This window comes from Modicisalibacter radicis (genome assembly GCF_900961225.1).
In the GTDB taxonomy this organism is placed as follows: domain Bacteria; phylum Pseudomonadota; class Gammaproteobacteria; order Pseudomonadales; family Halomonadaceae; genus Modicisalibacter.
The window spans coordinates 117,814-137,488 of sequence record NZ_CAAHFN010000054.1 but is presented as its reverse complement, the minus strand read 5'-3'; the positions used below and the strand labels follow the sequence as shown (position 1 = coordinate 137,488).

General features: G+C 66.7%; 16 protein-coding genes. 7 read left to right on the top strand and 9 right to left on the bottom strand.

Annotated features, from left to right (window positions below; genetic code table 11):
- Nucleotides 1-7 precede the first annotated feature (7 nt).
- From HR9077_RS06195 to tal, 4 genes are all read left to right on the top strand, one after another.
- Nucleotides 8-682, top strand: a complete 675-nt coding sequence (locus tag HR9077_RS06195; protein WP_136066157.1) for a nucleoside triphosphate hydrolase — start codon at nt 8-10, stop codon at nt 680-682.
- Nucleotides 675-2,153, top strand: coding sequence for a mannitol dehydrogenase family protein (locus tag HR9077_RS06190; RefSeq protein WP_136066156.1), 1,479 nt, complete (start codon nt 675-677; stop codon nt 2,151-2,153). The genes HR9077_RS06195 and HR9077_RS06190 overlap by 8 nt, the downstream gene beginning before the upstream one ends.
- 67 nt (nt 2,154-2,220) lie before the next feature.
- Nucleotides 2,221-3,717: a xylulokinase gene (gene xylB / locus HR9077_RS06185; protein WP_136066155.1), complete on the top strand. Its 1,497-nt coding sequence runs from the start codon at nt 2,221-2,223 to the stop codon at nt 3,715-3,717.
- A 42-nt stretch (nt 3,718-3,759) separates the two neighbouring features.
- Nucleotides 3,760-4,713 (top strand): transaldolase, encoded by a 954-nt coding sequence (tal, locus tag HR9077_RS06180; RefSeq protein ID WP_136066154.1) that lies wholly within the window; start codon nt 3,760-3,762, stop codon nt 4,711-4,713.
- Nucleotides 4,714-4,797: 84 nt separating this feature from the next.
- On the opposite strand, the gene HR9077_RS06175 is transcribed toward tal, so the two are convergent.
- Together HR9077_RS06175 and HR9077_RS06170 are read right to left on the bottom strand one after the other, a co-directional pair.
- The gene (locus HR9077_RS06175; protein WP_136066395.1) at nt 4,798-5,793 is read right to left on the bottom strand and encodes an LLM class flavin-dependent oxidoreductase; all 996 of its coding nucleotides are present in this window, start codon (nt 5,791-5,793) and stop codon (nt 4,798-4,800) included.
- A gap of 120 nt (nt 5,794-5,913) precedes the next feature.
- Nucleotides 5,914-6,513 carry a YqaA family protein gene (locus HR9077_RS06170; protein WP_136066153.1) on the bottom strand — a complete coding sequence of 200 codons (600 nt, stop codon included), beginning with the start codon at nt 6,511-6,513 and terminating at the stop codon, nt 5,914-5,916.
- 131 nt (nt 6,514-6,644) lie between these two features.
- Here HR9077_RS06170 and HR9077_RS06165 point away from each other — a divergent pair, with 131 nt between their 5' ends.
- Entirely contained in the window at nt 6,645-8,279 is a 1,635-nt protein-coding gene (locus HR9077_RS06165; protein ID WP_136066152.1) for a BCCT family transporter, read from the top strand.
- Nucleotides 8,280-8,420: 141 nt separating this feature from the next.
- Nucleotides 8,421-8,600, top strand: coding sequence for a hypothetical protein (locus HR9077_RS06160; protein ID WP_136066151.1), 180 nt, complete (start codon nt 8,421-8,423; stop codon nt 8,598-8,600).
- On the opposite strand, the gene HR9077_RS06155 is transcribed toward HR9077_RS06160, so the two are convergent.
- Complete coding sequence (locus tag HR9077_RS06155; RefSeq protein ID WP_136066150.1) at nt 8,597-9,901, bottom strand: MFS transporter; 1,305 nt, start codon at nt 9,899-9,901, stop codon at nt 8,597-8,599. The genes HR9077_RS06160 and HR9077_RS06155 overlap by 4 nt on opposite strands.
- 171 nt (nt 9,902-10,072) lie before the next feature.
- Here HR9077_RS06155 and HR9077_RS06150 point away from each other — a divergent pair, with 171 nt between their 5' ends.
- Nucleotides 10,073-10,777 carry an extensin-like domain-containing protein gene (locus HR9077_RS06150; protein WP_136066149.1) on the top strand — a complete coding sequence of 235 codons (705 nt, stop codon included), beginning with the start codon at nt 10,073-10,075 and terminating at the stop codon, nt 10,775-10,777.
- A 74-nt stretch (nt 10,778-10,851) separates the two neighbouring features.
- Here HR9077_RS06150 and HR9077_RS06145 read toward each other — a convergent pair whose 3' ends face one another.
- The 6 genes from HR9077_RS06145 to HR9077_RS06120 all read right to left on the bottom strand — a co-directional run bounded on the left by HR9077_RS06145 (nt 10,852) and on the right by HR9077_RS06120 (nt 19,583).
- Complete coding sequence (locus HR9077_RS06145; protein ID WP_136066148.1) at nt 10,852-12,585, bottom strand: purine-cytosine permease family protein; 1,734 nt, start codon at nt 12,583-12,585, stop codon at nt 10,852-10,854.
- Nucleotides 12,586-12,804: 219 nt separating this feature from the next.
- On the bottom strand, nt 12,805-13,188 hold the full coding sequence (locus tag HR9077_RS06140) for a tautomerase family protein (protein ID WP_136066147.1): 384 nt from the start codon (nt 13,186-13,188) through the stop codon (nt 12,805-12,807).
- 109 nt (nt 13,189-13,297) lie between these two features.
- On the bottom strand, nt 13,298-14,800 hold the full coding sequence (locus tag HR9077_RS06135; protein WP_136066146.1) for a CoA-acylating methylmalonate-semialdehyde dehydrogenase: 1,503 nt from the start codon (nt 14,798-14,800) through the stop codon (nt 13,298-13,300).
- 23 nt (nt 14,801-14,823) lie between these two features.
- Nucleotides 14,824-15,723 (bottom strand): myo-inosose-2 dehydratase, encoded by a 900-nt coding sequence (gene iolE / locus HR9077_RS06130; RefSeq protein ID WP_136066145.1) that lies wholly within the window; start codon nt 15,721-15,723, stop codon nt 14,824-14,826.
- Between the two features lie 52 nt (nt 15,724-15,775).
- Nucleotides 15,776-17,626, bottom strand: a complete 1,851-nt coding sequence (iolD, locus tag HR9077_RS06125; protein WP_136066144.1) for a 3D-(3,5/4)-trihydroxycyclohexane-1,2-dione acylhydrolase (decyclizing) — start codon at nt 17,624-17,626, stop codon at nt 15,776-15,778.
- A 16-nt stretch (nt 17,627-17,642) separates the two neighbouring features.
- Nucleotides 17,643-19,583: a bifunctional 5-dehydro-2-deoxygluconokinase/5-dehydro-2-deoxyphosphogluconate aldolase gene (locus HR9077_RS06120; RefSeq protein ID WP_136066143.1), complete on the bottom strand. Its 1,941-nt coding sequence runs from the start codon at nt 19,581-19,583 to the stop codon at nt 17,643-17,645.
- Between the last annotated feature and the right edge of the window lie 92 nt (nt 19,584-19,675).

Below are 19,675 nucleotides of genomic sequence, written 5' to 3'. Positions count from 1 at the left end.
TCTCCCCATGACACCGACGCTGGACGTCATGGCCGAGCGGCTGCTGGCGAACGCCGCGCCGGAGCGACGCACCCTGGTGGCCATCGCCGGGCCGCCGGCGGCGGGCAAGTCGACCCTCGCCGAGCGGCTCCGCCAACGGCTCGACGCGTTGCGCCCGGGATTTGCCTCGGTCGTGCCGATGGATGGCTACCACTACGACAACGCGGTGCTCGAGCCGCAGGGCCGGCTAATGATCAAGGGCGCGCCGGAGACCTTCGATGTCGAGGGTCTGGCGGGCGACCTGAGGCGCCTGCGACGCGACGCGGGCACGGTGGCGGTGCCGGTGTTCGATCGTCCGCTCGACCTGGCGCGCGCCGGCGGCCGCCTGATCCTGCCCGGGCATCGCCTGGTGCTGGTCGAGGGCAATTACCTGTTGCTCGATGCGCCGGGCTGGCGCGAGCTGCATGCGCTGTTCGACCTGACGCTGTTCATCGACGTGCCCGACGCCGTGCTGGTCGAGCGGCTGCTCGATCGCTGGCAAGGCATGGGCGAGGACGAACGGGGCGCCCACCGGCGCACCCACGACAAGGACATGCTCAACGCGCGGCTGGTCAACGACCGCTCGGTGGCGCCGCACTGGCGCTGGCATTTCAACGCCGGGCTTCGACACGCGCTCGGCCCCAAGGAGTCCCTAGATGACTGAACTGACCAACGACACCCTGGCCGGATTCGGCGCCGCCGTCGCCACGCCGCGCTACGACCGTTCGCGGGTCACGCCGGGTATCGTCCACATCGGCGTGGGCGGCTTTCATCGCGCGCACCAGGCGATGTACCTCGACGAGCTGATGAACCGGGGCGAGGCGCTCGACTGGGGCATCGTCGGCGTCGGCGTGATGCCCGGCGACCGGCGCATGCAGGCCGCGCTGGCCGCCCAGGACCATCTCTACACGCTGGTGGTCAAGCATCCCGACGGCCGTTACGAGCCGCGGGTGATCGGCTCCATCGTCGACTACCTTTACGCGCCCGACGAGTGCGAGGCGGTGATCGAGCGCATGGCCGACCCGGCGACGCGGATCGTCTCGCTGACCGTCACCGAGGGCGGCTACAACTTTCATCACGTGACCGGCGAATACGACCTGACCAACCCCGACGTCGCCCACGATCTCGCCGAACCCGACGCGCCGCGCACCACCTTCGGGCTGGTGGTCGCCGCGCTCAAGCGGCGTCGCGCGCGGGACATCGAGCCGTTCACGGTGATGTCCTGCGACAACATCCAGGGCAACGGCGAGGTTGCCCGGCGCATGTTCACCGCCCACGCCCGGGCGCTGGACGGCGAGCTGGGTGCCTGGATCGAGGCCGAGGTCAGCTTCCCCAACGCCATGGTCGATCGCATCACCCCGGTGACCACGCCGGCCGACATCACGGCGCTGGCCGAGCGCTTCGGCGTCGAGGACCAGTGGCCGGTGGTCTGCGAGCCGTTCACCCAGTGGGTGCTCGAGGACCAGTTTCCGCTCGGGCGGCCGCCCTTCGAGGAGGTCGGGGTGCAGATGGTCGACGACGTGATTCCCTACGAGCTGATGAAGCTGCGGCTGCTCAACGCCAGTCACCAGGCGCTGACCTATTTCGGCTACCTGGCGGGTTACCGTTACGCCCATGAGGTCTGTCAGGATCCGCTGTTCGTCGATTTCCTGCTCGACTACATGGACATCGAGGCCACACCGACGCTGTCGCCGGTGCCGGGGGTCGATCTCGACGACTACAAGCGCACGCTGATCGCGCGCTTCGCCAACCCCGAGATCCGCGATACCCTGGCGAGGCTGTGCGCCGAGAGTTCGGACCGCATCCCCAAGTGGCTGCTGCCGGTGATCCGCGAGCAGCTCGAACGCGGCGGCGAGATCAAGCGCAGCGCGGCGGTGGTGGCGAGCTGGGCGCGCTACGCCGAGGGCCGCGACGAGCAGGGCGAGCCCATCGAGGTGGTCGATCGCCTGAGGGACGAATTGATGACGCTGGCCGCCGACAACCGCCGGGATCCACATGCGTTCATCGGCAACCGTCAGTTGTTCGGCGAGCTGGCCGAGGACGAACGCTTCCGTGCGGCCTATCTCGATGCCCTCGAGCGGCTGCATCGCGACGGCGCGCGGGCCACTGTCGAGGCGCTGGTGGGCCCGCGCTGATGTTCATTGCAGGCGTCGGCGGCTACCCTTGTACTGACTGGCGCCAGCACCGGAATGGGAGTGGGGAATGTATCTAGGCGTGGATTGTGGCACCCAGAGCACCAAGGTGGTGATCGTCGATGCGGAGCGCGCGACGATCGTCGGCGAAGGCAGCCGGGGGCATCAGCTGATCGAGGGCGACGGCGGCCGGCGCGAGCAGTCGGTCGACGACTGGCTGGCCGCGCTGCGCGGCGCGTTCGCCGAGGCGCTGGCCGAGGCGGGCATCGACGCCCGCACGATCCGCGCCATCGGCGTGTCGGGTCAACAGCACGGCATGGTCGCGCTGGATGCCCGGGGCGAGCCGGTCTATCCGGCCAAGCTGTGGTGCGACACCGAGACCGCGCTGCACAACGAGAACCTGATCGAGACGCTGGGCGGCCGCCAGGGCTGCCTCGACAAGCTCGGCCTGCTGCTGCAGACCGGCTACACCGCGTCCAAGGTCGCCTGGCTGCGCGACACCCACCCCGACGCCTATCGGCGCATCGACAGCCTGCTGCTGCCCCACGACTATCTCAATTTCTGGCTGACCGGGGAGCGGGTCACCGAATGCGGCGACGCCTCGGGCACCGGCTACTTCGATACCCGCCGTCGCGCATGGCATCACGAGGTGTTCCAGGCCGTCGCCCCCGAGCTCGATCCGAACCGGGTGCTGCCGCGGCTGATCGAATCGTCCGAGCCGGTCGGTCGGGTACGCGCCGAGGTGGCCCGCGAGCTGGGCCTGGCCGACGACGTGCTGGTCGCCAGCGGCGGCGGCGACAACATGATGGCGGCGATCGGCACCGGCAACATCGCTCCGGGGCTGGTGACCATGAGCCTGGGCACCTCGGGCACGGTATGCGCCTATGCCGAGGAGCCGGTGATCGACGCCCAGGGCATGGTCGCCAACTTCTGCGCCAGCAGCGGCGGCTGGCTACCGCTGGTGTGCACCATGAACGTGACCTCGGCGACCACCCGGGTGCGCGAGTTGTTCGGCTTCGACGTCGAGACCTTCGGCGAGCGGGTCGCCGCCGCGCCGATCGGTGCCGAGGGGGTGATGGTGCTGCCCTTCTTCAACGGCGAGCGGGTGCCGCCGCTGCCCCATGCCAGCGCCAGTTTCGTCGGCCTGACCAGCCTCAATACCAGCGCCGACAACCTGTGTCGGGCGGTGGTCGAGGGCGCGACCTTCGGCATGCGCTACGGTCTCGAGCTGCTCGGACCGCTGGCCGACCGGGTCAACGAGATCCGGCTGGTGGGTGGCGGCGCCAAGAGCCCGATCTGGCGACAGATCGTCGCCGACGTGCTGGGCGTCGAAGTGGTCTGCCCGCGCTTCACCGAAGCCGCGGCGCTGGGCGCGGCGATCCAGGCGGCGTGGTGCGACGCCCGGCACCGCGGTGACGGCGAATCGCTGGCCACGCTCAGCGAACGGCTGGTGAGTCTCGATGCCGAAACCCGTACCCGGCCTCGCAACGAGGCCGCCACGCGTTATGATGAACTCTACCTTCGCTATCGCCAGGCGCTGGCCGAACGCTACGGCGTGCCGGCCTGAGCCCGGCGCCGAGCCCATCGATCGACAGACAAGGATGATCCCATGAGCCAACTCGACGCTCTCAAGAAGCTTTCCCTGGTCGTCGCCGACACCGGCGACCTGGAAGCCATTCGCCGCTATCAGCCCCACGATGCCACCACCAACCCCTCGCTGATTCTCAAGGCGTTCGATCTGCCCGGCCACCAGGCGCTGATCGACGAGACGCTGGACATCGTCAAGCGCGAGGTCAGCGATCCCGAATCGCAGGTCGAGCAGGCGGTGGACCGGCTCTCGGTGGCGATCGGCCGCGAGATTTCGCAACTGGTGCCGGGGCGCGTGTCCACCGAGGTCCCCGCACGCTTGTCGTTCGATCGCGAGGCGAGCATCGCAAAGGCCCACCAGTTGATCGACCTCTACGAACGCCATGGCGTCGGTCGCGAGCGCATCCTGATCAAGCTGGCCTCGACCTGGGAGGGTATCCGCGCCGCCGAGACCCTCGAGCGCGAGGGCATCCAGTGCAACCTGACGCTGCTGTTCAGCGACGCCCAGGCGCGCGCCTGCTTCGACGCCGGGGTGCACCTGATCTCGCCGTTCGTCGGCCGGGTCACCGACTGGTACAAGAAGGAAACCGGCCAGGACTACACCGCGGAGCAGGACCCCGGCGTGCAGTTCGTGCAGGGTGTGTGCCGCTACGCCAGCGATTTCGGTTACGACACCGTGGTGATGGGCGCGAGCTTTCGCACCACCGGGCAGATCCTGGCGCTGGCCGGCTGCAACCGCCTGACCATCTCGCCGGCACTGCTCGAGGAACTGGCCGCCAGCGAAGGCGAGGTCGAGCGCAAGATCACCGACGTGGGCGACGCCTCCGAGCGGCTGCCGGCACTGACCGAGCCGGAATTCCGCTGGGGCCACAACAAGGATGCCATGGCCAACGACAAGCTGGCCGAGGGCATCCGGCGCTTCGCCGACGACCAGGACAAGCTCGAGAAGCTGCTCGCCGATCGCCTGCGTGGCTGAGACCGAGCGATGTTCCGTTAACGAAGAAAGCCGGCGCTAGCCGGCTTTCTTCCGTCAGGCGGTTGCCGCCGCCGGGCGATGCGTTCAGCCGCGCCGGATATCGGCGACGATCTCGAACGAGCGCCGCCGGTCGGCGGCATCAAAGACGTCGGTGACCAGCATCAGCTCGTCGGCCCGGGTTTCTTCCAGGAAGCGCTCCAGCCCCGTCTTGACGGTCTCGGGGCCGCCGACCACCGCCGCACCCAGGTGCTGGGCGACCGCGGCGCGCTCCTGTGGCGTCCAGTCGAGGTCCTCCACCGGCGGCTGGGCACGGGTGCTGCGACCGCGGATCAGGTTGAGGAACTTCTGCTGCGAGGTGGTGGCGAGGTAATCGGCGTGGGCGTCGTTGTCGGCGGCGATCAGCGGCATGCCGACCATCGCATAGGGCGCATCGAGCGTCTCCGAGGGGCGGAACTGCTCGCGGTACAGGCGCAGCGCCTCGAACAGGTAGCCCGGCGCGAACTGCGCGGCGAAGGCGAACGGCAACCCGAGCCGCGCGGCGAGCTGGGCGCTGTAGCCGCTCGAGCCGAGCAGCCAGATCGGCACATGGGTCCCCTGGCCGGGCACCGCGCGCACGCGCTGGTCGGGCGCTGCATCGCCCAGGTAACGGCGCAGTTCATCGAGCCGGTCGGGAAAGTCGCTGACGCCGGCGCGGGGATCGCGGCGCATCGCCGCCATGGTCACGCCATCGGAGCCGGGGGCGCGTCCCAGCCCCAGGTCGATGCGTCCGGGGTAGAGGGTCTCCAGGGTGCCGAACTGCTCGGCGATCACCAGCGGGGGGTGGTTGGGCAGCATGATGCCCCCCGAGCCCACGCGGATGCGCCGGGTGGCGCCGGCGATATGTCCGATCAGCACCGAGGTCGCCGCGCTGGCGATACCGTCGATGTTGTGATGCTCGGCCAGCCAGTAGCGGTTGAAGCCGAGTTCGTCGACCTGACGGGCCAGCGCGGTGCTGTCGGCGAAGGTCTCGCCGATGCTGCCGCCCTGGCGGATCGGCGCCAGGTCGAGCACGGAAAACGGGGTGTTGGCGAGTCGGGACATGGTGACCTCGGAAGCCGGATGTGACGCCATCGTTAGCGCCTTAACAATTCTCTTGTGGGGGCGCGCAGCCATGAACTCAAGAGCCGGCCGCTCAAGATGCCACCGAACCGGCGAAGGCCTTCATGCCATGAACTGGAAATACGCCCAGCCGGCGAACGCCAGCAGCGCCGCTACGCCCACCGGCCTGGAATGGCGCTGCCAGATCCGGGTCGCGCTGTCGCCGACCAGGGCGACCAGCAGCGCCAGGCCGAAGTAGCGGATGCCGCGGGCGATCAGCGCGGCCAGCAGGAACAGCGGCAATGGATAGTGGCTGGCGCCGGCCACCAGCATGGCGATCTGGAAGGGAACCGGCACGATACCCACGGCGAGAATCGCCTGGAAGCCGTTGGCGTCGAACTGGCTCTCGAAGTCGCTGTAGGCCTGTTGGCCGCCGAACAGCGAGATAAGCGTGTCCCCCCACTGCGCCATGGCCAGGCCGCCCAGTCCGTAGCCGATCAGCGCGGCGGTCAGATTGCCGGCCAGCGCCACCGCGGCCAGGCGCCATTTGGCGTTCGGCCGGCTGATCATCCACGGGATCAGGATCAGTTCGATGGGGATGGGGACGATCAGGGTCTCCATGATCGAGGCAAAGAACAGCAGCACCATGGCATGGCGGGAGTCGGCCAGCCGATCGAGCCAGGCGCTGGCGGAAGCCAGTGAAGTGAACGAGGGTAAAGGCATGAGGGAGCCCGCGGTCGTGGTACGTCCTGTGTATCATGGACGACGCTGGGTTGATTGCTAGTGCGGGAAGGGTAATGGCAAGCTGCCCTTTACGCGACAAACACCGCGCTACTCAGGACGAGGAATTCTCAATGGCCAACTTTGGACGGCAACGCGTCTTCACCATATCCGCATTGATCATCGTTGCGCTGGTGGCGGTGGGCGCGGCCTTTCCCGACCAGTTCGGCGCGGCGGCCGACGCCGCCCTGACGACGATCGGGCGCTACTTCGGCTGGTTCTATCTGTTTTCGGTGTTCGGCTTCGTGCTGTTCCTGATCTGCCTGGCGCTGAGCAAGTACGGCAAGATCCGCCTCGGCCCCCAGGACAGCACGCCGAGCTACAGCTTCTTTTCATGGGTGGCCATGCTGCTGGCGGCCGGCTTCGGCGTGGGCCTGGTGTTCTACGGCATGGCCGAGCCGATGACCCACTACCTGCATCCGCCGTTCGGCGACGTCGAGCCTGAGACAACCGAGGCGGCACGTTACGCGATCCAGTACAGCTTCTTCAACTGGGGCATCCACCAGTGGGCGGCGTTCTCGATCGTCGGCCTGATCATCGCCTACTTCCAGTTCCGCAAGGGCCAGGCCGGCCTGGTGTCGTCGGTGCTGTCATCGGTCACCGCCAAGCGTCCCAAGTTGCGCAAGTGGGCGCCGGGGCTCGACATCTTCGCCGTGGTGGCGACCATCATGGGGGTCGCCACCTCGATCGGGCTGGCCGTGCTGCAGATCAACGGCGGCCTCAAGGCGGTGTTCGGGGTCGAGGAAAGCGCCTTCTGGAAGTTCGCGATCATGGGGGCGATGTTCGTCTGCTACATGGCCTCGGCCTGGGGCGGTCTGGACAAGGGCATCAAGCGCTTGTCCAACATCAACCTGGTGCTGTGCTTCGCGCTGATGCTGTACATCCTGGTGACCGGCCCGACCCTGGCGATCCTCAAGACCATCACCCTGGGCATCGGCGACTACCTGCAGAACTTCATCGGCATGAGCCTGCGCACCTCCCCCTACGAGAACAGCAGCTGGGCCAATGAATGGACCATCTTCTACTGGGCGTGGGTGATCGCCTGGTCGCCGTTCGTGGGCACCTTCGTCGCGCGGATCTCGCGCGGGCGCACCATCAAGGAGTACGTGTTCGGCGTGCTGGTCATGCCGCCGCTGCTGGCCTGCCTGTGGATCGGCGTGTTCGGCGGCGCGGCGCTCAACATGGAGCTCAACGGTGATGTCGGCCTGGCCGCGGCGACCGACGAGAACATCACCTCGGCGCTGTTTCAGATGTTCGAGCTGATGCCGTTCACCGAGGTGCTGTCGCTGGTCGCCCTGCTGCTGATATTCATCTTCCTGGTGACCTCCGCCGACTCGGCGACCTATATCGTCGCCCAGATGACCGATGGCGGCTCGATCAATCCGCCGCTCTACAAGCGCATCGCCTGGGGGCTGCTGATCGCCGCCATCTGCCTGACGCTGCTGATCGCCGGCGGCTTGAAAGGGCTGCAGTCGGCGGCGGTGCTCGCGGCGCTGCCGTTCACCTTCATCCTCTATGGCATGGTGTTCGTGCTGCTCAAGGAGCTGCGCAGCGACCGCAAGGCGATGCTCACCGCGCTCTATCGCCGCCATGGCGATACCCCGGTCGGGGCCGACGCCTTCGAGGCCGACGAGCTCGCCGAGGCGGATCGCTATCGTCGCGCTCCCGGCGTGGTCAATCGGCGTATCAATACCCGCGAGGGCAGCTGATTGCCGTCGCCGTTCCCAAGCGCGAAGACGCCCGGTCGGCCGGGCGTCTTGCGTTGACGGGGCAGCGCCTCGCGGGGCTGGTTAAAAGCGCCGGCGGCGCTTATGTTGAGAGTGCACGGGCGGTCAGCCACAGGATGCACCATGAGCCACACATTGAAACCGCCACCCCGGCGCGGCGCGACCCGCCGCAAACCTCGCATGGCCCGCGCCGCCGGCCGGCCCCTGGACATCGATCGGCTGCTCGACGGGCTGGTGAGCGTCGCCGTGCTCGTCGCGCTGGCGGTCGGGCTCGGAGCGCTGGTGGTGAGCCTGCTCGATTAGCGCCCGGCGGGCTCGACCTCCTCGAAGCGATCGACCCGGCGCAGCGGGGCGAAACCCCACAGCCACAGACCGACCACGGCGAGGGTGCCGACGCCGCCGATCACCGCCGCGGGTACCACGCCGAACCATGCTGCACTGGTCCCGGCACGGAACTCGCCGAGCTCGTTGGACGAGCCGATGAACAGCATGTTGACGGCATTGACCCGGCCGCGCATGTCGTCCGGCGTGGCCAGTTGCAGCAGCGTCAGGCGAATGTTGACGCTGATCATGTCGGCGGCGCCGGCAATCACCAGCGCCACCAGCGACAGCCAGAACGTCTCCGATAGCGCGAACACCAGGTTGGCCACCCCGAACACCGCCACCGCGGCGAACATCACCCAGCCGACATGCCGGCGAATCGCGCGCACGCCGAGATACACGCCCATCAGCAGTGCACCCACGGCGATCGCGCTGCGCAGCGCACCCAGCCCTTCGGGGCCGACATGCAGGACTTCCTGGGCATAGATCGGCAGCAGGGCGATCACCCCGCCCAACAGCACGGCGAACAGGTCCAGCGAGATCACCCCGAGGATGATCGGCTTGGCGCGGATATAACCGATGCCGGCGGTGAAGCGCTTCCAGGCCGTGGCCTCCATGGGTCGAGCTTCCTGCTTGTAGCGCACCGGCACGTACCACAGCAGCACCAGCGCCAGCAGGAAACAGCCCAGGCAGACGGCGTAGGCCAGGCTGCCGCCGAAGGCGTAGAGCACCCCGCCGAGCAACGGCCCGCCGATCACCGCGATCTTCATGATCGCGCTGTTCAGGGCGATCGCCTGGGCCAACTGGGCGCGCGGCACGATCTGCGGCAACAGGCTCTGCAAGGTCGGCCCGGTGAAGGCGCGGGCACAGCCGAACAGCGCCAGTACGGCGTAGTACCCGGTCACGTCGCTCGAGGAGGTATACGAGAGCCATAGCAACAAGCCGCTGCATACCGCCTGGAGCGCCCAACTGGCCTGCAGGATGCGCTTGCGATCGAAGCGATCGACCAGGTCCCCGGCGGGCAGCAGCAGCACGACCATGGGCAGGAACTGGGCGAGGCCGACATAGGCCAGCGACAGCGGGTCGCGGGTGATGTCGTAGACCTGCCAGGCGACCACCACCGCCTGGATCTGCATGGCGAACACCGCGGCCAGGCGCGAGAACAAAAAGGCCAGAAACCCCGGCTGGCGATAGACCCTTGCGCTGACCGCGTCGACGGACGAGTCGATGGTGGCCTGGCCCGAACGGGATGGATTCGAAGGGGGCGGGGTGTCGCTGGGCATGGACTTTCCGGGCAAGAATGAGGCGGAAAATTCTACGCCCAGTGATGCACAAGGTCATTACGGCTAATTGATAAGTGGCTAACAATCAGTCCGCACGGCGGCTATCACGGCTTGGGTCGACTCCGGTGAGCCGGTAATCTGTTTATCGACAAACACGACAAGGACGCGTCGATGAAAGGCTTCTGGAGCATCGCCATACCGCTGTTGCTGATTGTCATAGGCATCGCCTTCGACAAGGGCGTCTGGACGATCCCCCGCGAATGGAACCCCTTCGCGCCGCTGGCCGTCAGTGATCCGCTGACCCCGGTGACCCAGTGGAAGCTCGATCGCCTGAAGGGCGACCGCGAGGCCTGTCGGGCTGTGCTCGCGTCGGCACCGCCAGGCACCCTGAGCTACACGCCGCTGGCCGATTACACCCCGGTCGCCGGCTGCCCGCTGGAAAACGTGGTGCGCATACGTGGCGGCGAGGTCGGCTTCAACGCCAGCTTCGTGGCCAGCTGTCCACTGGCGGTGGCCTGGGTGCTGTTCGAGCGCCACCGCCTGCAGCCCGCCGCCGAGGCGCACTTGGGCGAGCGAGTCGCCGCCGTTCAGCATTACGGCAGCTTCGCCTGTCGCAACATCTACCACCGCGAGAACGCCCGGCGCAGCGAACATGCCACGGCCGAGGCGCTGGATGTCGCCGCCTTCCGGCTGGCCGACGGCCGGCGCATCAGCGTGCTCGACGACTGGGGCGACGACGATGCCGCCGGCGACTTCCTGCGCGAGGCGCAATCCGGTGCCTGCGGGCTGTTCGGCACCGTCCTCGGCCCGGAGTACAACGCCGCCCACGCCAATCACTTTCATTTCGGCATGCGCGGCATGAGCTTCTGCCGCTAGACCTCGTTGCCGGGCGGTCCCGGTACGCGGCGGGCGGGCTGCTCTTGTCCACATCGGCGGGTGGCGTCACGGACTCAGTCGACGTCACTGGCCAGGGAGATGGGGCGCTCCTCGTCGCGGGGCCGCGGCCTGCGGCGGCCCTTCATCCAGGCGGTGGCTGCGATGAAGTAGAGCAGTGTGGGCAGGACGATCAGGCTCTGGAACGTGTCAAGGTGGGCCACGGCGTTATTGGTGATTCCGCCCCAGGCAGCCAGGCCGAGGATGGCCACCAGGCAGGCCACGGCGATGGCGTACCAGGGGCTGCGACGATTGACGGGCTGGTAGCCGGCGGGAGGCGTTTCCGTGGAGCGGCGTTCGAGTACCGGGCCGTAGGCCGCTTCATAGGGATCGCTGGCGTCGTTGCCCCGGGCGGCACCGGCAAGGCGGCACAGCAGCGGATAGCCGAGGAAGCCGACCAGCCACACGGGGATGAACAGTGCGAACAGATGGATGGCCTCGAGCATCAGCAGCACGATCCCCACTGCGATACCGAGTCCCCACGCGGCGAAGGCGGGCAGGTTGGTATCGCATCCTTGCTGCTCACGCCAGAAGGGGCGGATGCCCAGCCGCGGGAGTAAAAAGTGCTCCGCAGCGATGACCGCCCCCACCGGGGCTATCAGCATGATGAAGTAGGACAGCACGTTCAGCCATTGGGTGAACACGAACGGAAAACAGGCAATCACCGTCGTCGCGGCGCCGGTGGTGACGGTGACCTGGACACGCGAGAAGCGGTCGAACACGGCCTGAAAGGCCAGACCGGCGCGGTACAGGCTGGGGATGGATGTCGTCCAGCCGGCGACCACCACGGCGATCAGCCCCATGGCGCCGAGGATACGGAACGCGACACCGCCCGGGTCCATCTCGATGAGCGAGGATTTCGCCAGCAGGGCGGCGGTCGCCCCCATCAGGCCGGCGCAGATCCAGGCCATGAAATGGCCGATGTACATGCCGGCAGCGGAGAAGTAGCCATAGCTGGACTTGCGAGCGAAGCGCAGGATGCTCATGTCGCTCATGCCCAAGTGCATGGGGATGTTACATCCCCATGCCCAGGCTGCGATTATCCAGACCGAGATGCCGGAGGTTCCCTCCGGGGTCGTGCCCGTCCACACAAAAGTATCTATGACGCCCGCCAGGGTGAAGATCCCCTTTAGCTCTCCCATGTGCAGCAGCACGGGAATCGAAACCACACCACTGGCTAAAAACATCGTGGCCATCCAGGGCGAGCACACCGTCGAGAAATTGGCGATCAGCTTGAAGCCCTTGACCGTCATCCATACGGTGATGGCGCCGACGAACAGGGCCAGTGCCACGAAGCTGATGCTCTGGGGATACCAGGCGGTCTGAGGGGGGATGTCGGTCATCACGCGGAAGGCCGAGGCCGAGACCGTGACCATGGCACCGGAAACCACCGCGAAGATCAGCCCATTGAGCAGGTTGTAGGCGGTCGAGAAGTGCTTGCCGGCCAGCCTTTCCAGATACCAGTAGATGGTCATGCGCGAGCGGGTGGCAATGGGGCTGCAGACCCAGGCCCATGACAGTACGGCGAACAAATTGCCGATCAGCAGGCCCCAGATCAGGTCACTGGTGCTGACGCCCAGGGCGACCAGCGAGGCGCCGATGACGAACTCGGTGCCGGCAACGTGCTCGCCGGCATAGGCACCGAGGAAGTAGGTGCCGCTCAGTTGCTTGTCGGCGGGAACGCGCTGACGCTCGAATTCGCCGCTATCACCGGGTTCGGTAACTTTCCTTGTGCTTGAAGTCGAAGTCATTTCGTTTTCCTCTCGGGCCGGCGCTGCCAGGCCGCGATGGACGATGATGTCTTGAAGGCGTTGTTTGAATCTATAGATCGAGGAATAAACGTTCAAACCATTTGTTCTATACTTTGGTTTAAAGGAATTTTTGTTCCGATGCGGGTCAACCCTGCCGGAATAGGCATCGCCGCCATTGGACAGGGCTGCATGGGCGCTGGAGGCTGGAGGGGCCTTGCTTCAGCCGACGTGCTGCTGTGTGGCGAGAAACTGTGCCTCGCCATGGCCGAAAGACCAGTCGGCATCGGCATTTTCGGTGATCACGATCATCACGCTGGCGGGATCGACGTCGGCCTGCCTGGCCAGATCGTCGACGACGCGGCGATAGAAGGCCTGCTTTGCGCGGCTGGTCCGGCCGGCGCGCATGGTCAGTTGCAGCACGACCGCATCACAATGGCGATCCTGCAGTTCGATCTGCTCGGCCGGTAGGGTCTGGATCAGCTGGTAGCGATCGTCCGGCGGAAAATCCAGCGTCTCGATCACCGCCGCATTGACGATATCGGCAACTTTCTTGCGCCACGGCACCGGACGGTGATCGGGAACGGAAATGGTCACGAGCGGCATGACGTATTCTCCTGATTACTAGCGCTGCATTAATCGCCGAGCAGAGCAGGTCGCCAGGCGCACTTTGCGCCACCACGACCTATCCGCTCAGGCATTTGGGCAGTGTTTTTTAGTGGGTAGGCATCGTGAAGTGATTGGTCTCCTCCCGAATGCCGCTAGGCCAGCGCTGCGTTACCGTCTTCATCCGCGTGTAGAAACGCACCCCGTCGGGCCCGTGCATGTGCAACGGGCCGAACAGCGAGCGCTTCCAGCCGCCGAAGCTGTGGAAGGCCATGGGTACCGGGATCGGCACGTTGACCCCCACCATGCCCACCTGGATCTGTTCGCAGAACTGGCGCGCCGCATCGCCGTCGCGGGTGAAGATCGCCGTGCCGTTGCCGAACTCGTGGGCGTTGATCATCGACACCGCTTCGTCGAAGCTGCCCGCCCGGGCAATGGCCAGCACCGGGCCAAAGATCTCCTCGGCATGGATGCGCATTCCCGGCCTGACATGATCGAACAGCGTACCGCCGATGAAGTAACCGTTGCCGGCGGTGTCGAGCGCGGCGTCGCGGCCGTCCACCACCAGCTCGGCGCCTTCGTCCACGCCGGTCTGAATGTAGCCGCGGACTTTCTCCAGGTGCTCGCCGGTGATCAGCGGGCCCATGTCGTTGTCGGGGCCGTCGACCAGGCCGGGGCCGACGCGCAGGGTCGCGAGCTTGGCGATCAGTTTCTCGCGCAGGCGATCGGCGGTCTCCTCGCCCACCGGCACGGCCACCGAGATCGCCATGCAGCGTTCGCCCGCCGACCCGTAGGCCGCGCCCATCAGGGCATCCACGGCCTGGTCGAGGTGGGCGTCGGGCATGATCACCATGTGGTTCTTGGCGCCGCCCAGGGCCTGAACGCGCTTGCCGTGGCTCGAGGCCGTGGCATAAATGTATTCGGCGATCGGGGTGGAGCCGACGAAGCTCACCGCCTGCACGCGCTCGTCGCTGAGCAGCACGTCGACCGCTTCCTTGTCACCGTTGACCACGTTGAACACGCCATCGGGCAGGCCGGCCTCGGTCAGCAGTTCGGCCAGGCGCAGCGGTGTGGACGGGTCCTTCTCCGAGGGTTTCATGACGAAGGTGTTGCCGCAGGCCAGGGCGATGGGAAACATCCACATCGGCACCATGGCGGGGAAATTGAACGGCGAGATGCCGGCGCAGACGCCCAGCGGCTGCATCAGCGAGAAACTGTCGACGCCGGTGCCGACGTTCATGGAGTGCTCGCCCTTCTGCAGGTGCGGGATGCCGCAGGCGAACTCGACGACTTCCAGGCCGCGGGTCAGCTCGCCCTTGGCATCCGAGAAGACCTTGCCGTGCTCGCTGGAAATCAGCCGTGCAATCTCGTCGGCGTTGCGCTCGATCAGTTCCTTGAACCTGAACAGGATGCGCGCGCGCTTGAGCGGCGACGTCTTCGACCACTGGGCGAATGCCCGGTCGGCGCTGGCGATGGCCTCGCGGGTCTCGTCGGCGCAGGCCAGGGCGACTCGGGCGCTCTGCTCGCCGGTGGCGGGGTCGTAGACCGGGGCGAAGCGTTCGCTGCGGCCGGCCACGGTCGTGCCGTTGAGATAGTGGTGAATCTGGTTCATGTGATAACCCCTTGACTCGTCAGTTACTTCGCGATGGTGAAGCCCGCCTGCCCGGCCAGCGAACGCAGGTTGTCATGTCCCATGCGGGCATAGGTGAGCGGATGGGCGACCTGCGGGTCCTGCTCGGCCTCGACGACCAGCCAGCCCTCGTAGCCTGCCTCGCTGAGGTGACGGAGCGTGGACAGGAAGTCGACATTGCCGTCGCCGGGAACAGTGAACAGGCCGTCGAGTACCCCGTCGAGAAAACTCTTGTCGCGATTTCGCACGTCCTCGAGGACCGGGAAACGGATGTCCTTGCAGTGCACGTGCTTGATGCGCGAGGTGTAACGCTTGGCGATGGCCAACGGGTCGCCGCCGGCGCCCACCAGGTGGCCCAGGTCGAGGAGCAGACCCACCGAGTCGCGGGTGTTGTCCATCAGTCGCTCCACATCGGCCTGGCTTTCCACCACCGTGCCGAGATGGTGGTGGTAGGCCATGTGCACGCCCTGTTCCTTGAGATAGTCGGCGACGATGTCGAGCCCCTCGGTGAGGCGCTGCCATTCGGCATCGCCGAGGTGAGGACGCTGCGACAGCGGATGGGTCTGATCGCCATGCACGCAGTGGGTCACCTCGCAGAACACCATGACCTCGGCACCGCACTCTTTGAGCAGCGTCAGGTGGTCCTTGACCGCCTCGATCTCCTCTTCTGGGCTGCGCGCCAGCAATTGGCTGGAGTACCAGCCGGACACCAGCGACAGGTCATGTTCACCGAGGACCGTCGAAAGGGCCTCGGGAGTGCGCGGAAACTTGTTGCCCAGCTCGAAACCGCTGAAGCCCGCTTCGCGGCCCTCGGCCAGGCAGGTTTCCAACGGGGTGTCGGCGCCCAGGCTGGGCAGGTCGTCGTTGGTCCAGGTGAGGGGATTGATCCCCAGTCTTACGCTCATGGCGAACTCCCGAAAAAGGCTGTTGTTGGTGATTCGATCATTGAGAGAGCCGTTACATGTTCTGCCACTGGCGGGCCTTGTAGGATTCATAGCGGCGGCGCGCTTCCTCGACTTCGGAGCGTTCTGAAACCTCGGCCACTGCCACGTCCCACCAGGAGCCGCCGTCCTCGGTATCGACCAGCGGATCGGTGTCCAGACTGATGACATAGCTGACCGGTGACGCCTTGGCGCGCCCGAGGGCCGCCTCCAGTGCCTGGATGTTGCCGACATGCTCGGCGCGTGCGCCCAGCGCCGCGGCATGGGCGGCGAAATCGGTCTTAGGCGCGCCTTCCTCGCCGCTCAGGCAGTCGTCTAGCAGATTGTTGAAGCCGGGACCGCCGCAAGCCTGCTGCAGGCGATGGATACAGCCGTAGCCACGATTGTCGAGCACCACGGCGATGATCTTGTGGCCCAGCATCACCGAGGTGGCGATCTCCGAGTTGAGCATCAGGTAGGAGCCGTCGCCGACCATGACGAATACTTCCGAGTCGGGCCTGGCCATCTTGGTGCCCAGGCCACCGGCCAGTTCGTAGCCCATGCACGAATAGCCATACTCCATGTGGTAACCACGTGCATAGCGGGTACGCCACAGCTTCTGCAGCTCGCCGGGCAGCCCGCCGGCGGCGCACACCACGATGTCGCGTTCGCCGGCGGCGCGGTTGACGGCGCCCACCACCTCGGCATCGGTGGGCAGGTTGGTGCCACGGTCAGTGGTGGCGATATCGACGGCCTTGTTCCAGTCGCTGCGCAGCCTGGCGGCCTGCTCTATCCATTCGCTACTGGGTTGCCAGCCGGTCAGGCCGTCGGTCAGTTCGGGCAGGGTCAGGCGGGCGTCGCCGACCAGCGGCTGGGCCTTGTGCTTGATGGCGTCGAACGAGGCGACATTGAGGCACAGCAGCCTGGCCTGGGGATTGATCATCGCCCGCGAACCGGAGGCGAAGTCGCCCAGGCGGGTTCCCACGGCAATGATCAGGTCGGCATCGGCGGCCAGGGTGTTGGTGGACGACGCACCGGTGACGCCGACAGTGCCCATGTTCTGCTCGTGATCCCAGGGCAGGGCACCCTTGCCGGCCTGGGTCTCACCTACCGGCAGGTGATAGGCGGATACCATTGCATCGAGCGCCTCGCGGGCATCGGCGTAATGCACGCCGCCGCCGGCGATGACCAGGGGCCTGCTGGCCCGCTTGATCAGTTCGATGGCGCGGGCGAGTTCGTCGCGGTCGGCCGCCTGGCGACGAGGCCGATGGATCTTCTCGTCGAAGAAATGCACCGGATAGTCGAAGGCCATGGTCTGCACGTCCTGGGGCATGGCCAGGGTGACCGGGCCGCATTCGACGGGATCGGTCAGCACGCGGATTGCCTGGGGCAGCGAGGTCAGCAGCTGTTCGGGGCGGGTGATGCGATCGAAGAAACGGCTGACCGGCTTGAAGCAGTCGTTGGTGGTCAGCGTGTGGTCGTGGAAGTTCTCGATCTGTTGCAGGACCGGGTCCGGCAGGCGCGTGGCGAAGGTATCCCCAGGCAGGAACAGCACCGGCAGACGATTGACATGCGCTACCGCGGCGGCGGTGACCATGTTGGTCGAACCGGGGCCGGCGGAGGCGGTACAGGCCATCATCTGGCGCCGGTCCAGCGTCTTGGTATAGGCGATGGCGGCATGCGCCATGCCCTGCTCGTTATGGGCGCGGTAGGTCGGCAGCTGGTCGCGGACATGGTGGAGCGCCTCGCCCAGCCCGGCGACGTTGCCGTGGCCGAAGATCGCCCAGCAGCCGGCAAACAGTGGTTTTATTTCACCCTCGAGCTCGACCTTCTGGGCGGTCAGGTAGCGGATGACGGCCTGGGCCATGGTCAGGCGTACGGTTTTCATGACAGGGCATCCTCTTTCATGACAGGGCTTTCTCGGCATCGGACTGGGTGGAACGCAGCCGCTGCCACTCCTGGATCAGCTCGGCATAGTTGCCGGCGACACGATCGATGAGCTGGTCGTCGTCGAGGGTGCCCGCCAACCAGTCGCGGCTGGGGGCGGCGAACAGGGTGCGACCCACGGTGAAGCCCTTGCATTGGCCGTGGCGCGCCGCCGCGGCGAAGCCGCGCTTCATCTCCTCCATGGGCGCGTCCAGCCCCAGCAGCACCACGCCGCGACAGTGGGGGTCCTGCTCGTCGATGGCCTGGCTCACTGCCTCCCAGCCTGCGTCGGTCAGCGTCGGCAGTTTCCACCAGTCGGGACGAATGCCCAGGTGGTAGAGGCGCGCGAGGGCGCGGGCCAGGGTCCGGTCGTCGACCTCGGCCTGATTGGGCGGAATCACCTCGACCAACAGTTCCAGGCGATTGGCGCAGGCGGCCTGATACAGCTGGCGCAGGCGGGCTTCCTGCTCGAGACGCAGGGTCGGCGGGTCGTCCGGGTGGTAGAACACCAGGCACTTGATGATGTGCTCGGCCGGCCAGTGGCGGAATTCGCTGCCCAGGTCATCGCCATGCTGGAAGCGCAGCGGGCGCGAGCCGGGCAGTTCGACAGGGCGGCCGATCCACCAGTGCTTGCCGGTGGCATCGTTGAGGGCATCCTGACCGAACACGTCATCGACCAGGATGGCCGGCGATACCAGGCCGGTGCGCCGGGCGCCCTCCTCGGCGGCCCTGACCAGCAACCGCTTGAGTGCGGGAATGCGCGCCGGATCGGCCTTGGCCTCGCGGGCCATGTCGATGAGCTGGCGACGATGGTCGAAGGCCAGCCCGCACACCTCGGGCCATTCGGTCGGTACCCGGGTGGTGACGCGGTGCAGGTGGTTGAGGCGAATATCCTCGTCGGGACGCGACACCTCGTGGCGGCGGTTCAGGTAGTCGAACAGCTCCTCCTCGGTGGGCATCGCCGGGGCGCAGCCATGGCGCGACACCACCAGCGCGCCGCAGGCGTTGGCGTAGCCGGCGCTGGTCTGCCAGCTCTCGCCCTTGAGCCAGCCCCGGAGCAAGCCGCTCATAAAGGCGTCGCCGGCGCCCAGCACGTTGAGTACCTCGACCTCGACGCCCTCGACCAGGATGCCCTCCTCGAGGCGTGCGGGAATCGCGCCCTCGAACACCACGCAACCCAGCGCGCCGAGCTTGCAGACCAGGGTGGCGTCGCTGATCTTGCGTACGTTGCGCAGGGCTTCGAGGGTATCCACGCTGCCGCCGGCAATATGGAACTCCTCTTCCGTGCCCACGATCAGGTCGAAATCGCCCAGCCAGCGCTGCAGGTGCCGGGTGACCTGAGCGTCGGCGACGAAGCGGGTCTCGCCGTCGCCGGGATTGGTGAGCCCCCACAGCACCGGCCGGTAGTCGATGTCCAGCACCCGCTTCACCTCATGCCGGGCCGCGGCGTCGAGTGCCTTGCGACAGGCCCTCTGCGTGGTCTCGGTGGACAGGTGGGTGCCGGTGATGGCCAGGGCACGGGCCCTGGCGATGAACCCGGGGTCGATGGCGTCGGCGTCGATAGCCATGTCGGCGCAGTCGCGGCGGTAGAACAGCAGGGGGAAGCTGTCGCGATCCTTCAGCGCCAGGAGCACCAGGCCGGTATGGCGTTCCGGGTCGGTCTGCAGGGCGCTGGTATCCACGCCGGCGCGTCCGAGCTCCTCGCGCACGAAGTTGCCCATCTGCTCGTTGCCGACCCGGGACAGCATGGCCGACCTGAGCCCCAGGCGGGCGGTGCCGTAGGCCATGTTGCCGGAACTGCCGCCCAGGTACTTGGCGAAGCTGGAGACGTCTTCCAGACGGCTGCCGATCTGATCGGAGTACAGGTCGACGGCGACCCTGCCCAGGCAGATCAGGTCCAATGACTTGGTATCGTTCATAGCGTTTTCCTGCGTTGGGCCCTCGCCGTATGCCTGCTTGAGCCTGGTGTCAGGTACTTCCGGCCACTGAGGGTGTAGTCACGTCAAGGGGG

Coding starts and splice junctions, on each gene's coding strand:
- HR9077_RS06195 (WP_136066157.1), top strand. CDS start 8: ATGACACCGACGCTGGACGTCATGGCCGAGCGGCTGCTGGCGAACGCC.
- HR9077_RS06190 (WP_136066156.1), top strand. CDS start 675: ATGACTGAACTGACCAACGACACCCTGGCCGGATTCGGCGCCGCCGTC.
- xylB (WP_136066155.1), top strand. CDS start 2,221: ATGTATCTAGGCGTGGATTGTGGCACCCAGAGCACCAAGGTGGTGATC.
- tal (WP_136066154.1), top strand. CDS start 3,760: ATGAGCCAACTCGACGCTCTCAAGAAGCTTTCCCTGGTCGTCGCCGAC.
- HR9077_RS06175 (WP_136066395.1), bottom strand. CDS start 5,793: ATGTCCCGACTCGCCAACACCCCGTTTTCCGTGCTCGACCTGGCGCCG.
- HR9077_RS06170 (WP_136066153.1), bottom strand. CDS start 6,513: ATGCCTTTACCCTCGTTCACTTCACTGGCTTCCGCCAGCGCCTGGCTC.
- HR9077_RS06165 (WP_136066152.1), top strand. CDS start 6,645: ATGGCCAACTTTGGACGGCAACGCGTCTTCACCATATCCGCATTGATC.
- HR9077_RS06160 (WP_136066151.1), top strand. CDS start 8,421: ATGAGCCACACATTGAAACCGCCACCCCGGCGCGGCGCGACCCGCCGC.
- HR9077_RS06155 (WP_136066150.1), bottom strand. CDS start 9,901: ATGCCCAGCGACACCCCGCCCCCTTCGAATCCATCCCGTTCGGGCCAG.
- HR9077_RS06150 (WP_136066149.1), top strand. CDS start 10,073: ATGAAAGGCTTCTGGAGCATCGCCATACCGCTGTTGCTGATTGTCATA.
- HR9077_RS06145 (WP_136066148.1), bottom strand. CDS start 12,585: ATGACTTCGACTTCAAGCACAAGGAAAGTTACCGAACCCGGTGATAGC.
- HR9077_RS06140 (WP_136066147.1), bottom strand. CDS start 13,188: ATGCCGCTCGTGACCATTTCCGTTCCCGATCACCGTCCGGTGCCGTGG.
- HR9077_RS06135 (WP_136066146.1), bottom strand. CDS start 14,800: ATGAACCAGATTCACCACTATCTCAACGGCACGACCGTGGCCGGCCGC.
- iolE (WP_136066145.1), bottom strand. CDS start 15,723: ATGAGCGTAAGACTGGGGATCAATCCCCTCACCTGGACCAACGACGAC.
- iolD (WP_136066144.1), bottom strand. CDS start 17,626: ATGAAAACCGTACGCCTGACCATGGCCCAGGCCGTCATCCGCTACCTG.
- HR9077_RS06120 (WP_136066143.1), bottom strand. CDS start 19,583: ATGAACGATACCAAGTCATTGGACCTGATCTGCCTGGGCAGGGTCGCC.